This window comes from Mycobacterium sp. UM_Kg27 (assembly GCF_000972905.1).
Lineage (GTDB): Bacteria > Actinomycetota > Actinomycetes > Mycobacteriales > Mycobacteriaceae > Mycobacterium.
Map to the genome: position 1 here is coordinate 1 of NZ_JRMM01000244.1, position 2403 is coordinate 2403.

At 65.5% G+C, this 2403-nt stretch carries 1 protein-coding gene; it reads right to left on the minus strand.

The features are described from left to right. Nucleotides 1–203: 203 nt before the first annotated feature. Entirely contained in the window at nucleotides 204–1661 is a 1458-nt protein-coding gene (gene ltrA, locus LI94_RS20895; RefSeq protein WP_046302434.1) for a group II intron reverse transcriptase/maturase, read from the minus strand. Nucleotides 1662–2403: the final 742 nt, after the last annotated feature.

Consider the following 2403-nt stretch of genomic DNA (forward strand, 5'->3'; position numbering starts at 1 on the left):
CAGCGAAGCCCGGCCCCACCATCAGAGCCGGGCACCTGGTAGTCCTTGTGCTCGGCGATAAACCGAATCACCGTTTCCCGGGCCGGTCGGTGAAAGTCGGCCCGGGACGCGGTGACAACCAATTGGGGCTGTTCCGTTTTCCCGGGCCGCTTCCCGAACCCGGCGTGCACCTTTCAATGCACCGGGCTCTCCGCAAGACCCGGTCAGGCTGCGGTGGTGGCCTCCGTATCGGTAGTTGGCCAGGCCGAGGGGATGACCGAACCGCGGTAGCGGTAACGGGTCGTGGTGATCTGTTCGAGATCGATCAACACATGGTCCTCGGTGGCTGGCCACCAGCCGCCGCCACAGTAGAGGCGGCGCAGCTGTTTCCAGGTCGACTTGCGGTGCTTGCGACGCATCCAACGCCACACCGTCTGCCACGTGTAGTGACTGAGGTAGGAGAAGGTCGCCGAGGACACCCCGGCCCGGAAATAGCCCGCCCAGCCCCGCAACGTCGCATTGATCCGGCGCAGCAGGTCGTCGAGCGGCTGGTTGGGTTCGACCGTTCGGCGCAACGTCTTGAGCTTCCGTTTGACCGCCAACACGGCCTTGGTGGACGGATGCACGTAGACGTAGCTTCGGCTGGTTCCTCGTTTTCGGCGGCGCTGGATGTGCCACCCGAGGAAATCCAGGCCGTCCTCGATGTGGGTGATCAGGGTCTTGTCCGCAGACAGACGCAACCCCATCGTCGCCAACACGGCGGCGATGTCCTCCCGAAGTGCTTCGGCGTGGGCTCTGGTGCCCCTGATCATCAGACACCAGTCGTCGGCGTAGCGGACGAGCCGAAAATTCGGCAGCCTGCGGCGTAGTCGTTTGGCCCGCTCGTTGGCCCCGGTGGACGGGCCGCCGGGCAGAGCGGCGATGTACTCGTCGAGTACCGACAACGCCACGTTCGCCAGCAGCGGTGAGAGGATGCCACCCTGCGGGGTTCCCGCGGTGCTGTCCTGCAACCGGGCGTCCTCGGTGAGGATGCCCGCCTTCAGGAACGCCTTGACCAAACCCAGAACGCGGGTGTCCCCGACGCGCCGACGCACCCGACCCATCAGGGCGGTGTGGTCGATCTCGTCGAAGCAGGCCTTGATGTCTCCCTCGACGACCCAGTCATAACACCGGGGTCGTGTGGCGAGGTAGCGCACCTCGGCCACCGCGTCATGGGCTCGGCGATTCGGACGGAAGCCGTAGGAACACGGCAGAAAGTCCGCCTCGAAGATCGGCTCGAGCACCAGCTTCAAGGATGCCTGGACCACCCGGTCGGCCACGGTCGGAATCCCCAACCGGCGCAACGCGCCACCGGCTTTGGGGATCATCCGCTCACGGACCGGCAACGGGCGGAAACTGCGGTCCTTCACACTGCACCGCAGTTCGTCGAGGAATTCCTCGGTACCCTGCCCGGCCGCGATGGACGACGCAGTGCGCCGATCGACCCCGGCCGTGGCGGCACCCTTGTTCCCGCTGACCCGATCCCATGCCACCAACAAGAACGCGGGATCGGCAACGAGGTTGAACAGATCGTCGAACCGGCGATGCGGATCATCGCGTGCCCAACGGTGCAGCTTGGTCTGGATCTTCAGTACCCGTTGCCGCGCTGCCATCAGCGCCAACTCCAGTTCGTCGGTATTCACCGCCGACATCGCCCTCCTCCTGATATTCCCGCACTCGCACTGCATGCCTTGCTGGCCCCCTTCGCCCTGTGACCGCCTTTCTCGGTCTCCATGGCGGGCACGTCACCGCCCGCGACTACTACGAGGCCTCCGCCCCACCCTTGATGCAGTCCCTCGACTCCGAACGGCGAGTCTTTCGATCCCACCGGACTGGCTGCCCGGCACGGAATCGACGGTCCCGCAGGATGGTTCCCACGTTCACCCGGTCATCGGTTGGTCAGGGAGGTGCCCAGCTCTACTCCGGCAGCATCGCCACGGTTACGCCGCAGGCCTTCACCGTGGCCTCCCCACCGATGGAACTAAACGGCTTCGGAGTCGACCCCACCATCGGTGGGGTCGTGCACTGCAGACCGGCCCATATCCGCCAGGTTGGAGCCGGCTTCGCGGTTACGGAGCTTCAAGCACTGATTCGCTCACGCTGCACCTTCTGACCTTGCTCAACGAGCCCGCGCCGTCTGGCAGTACCAGCACGGCTCGCCTTCTCGGGGCCGCTTGCCACCGACCACCGTCGTTCCCGACGATCGGCTGCCCCGATGCTTCATCAGGCCGCTGCGACGGCCCAACAGAGACGGTCTCTCACCACCTCCCGAAATACCCGGCGCCTCGTGGCGCACAGCTCGGCCCCGAAGAAAATCGCCGCTGCTTTCAAGATCTCATTGGCGCGGCGCAGTTCAGCGATCTCGCGGCGCAACGCCTTGTTCTC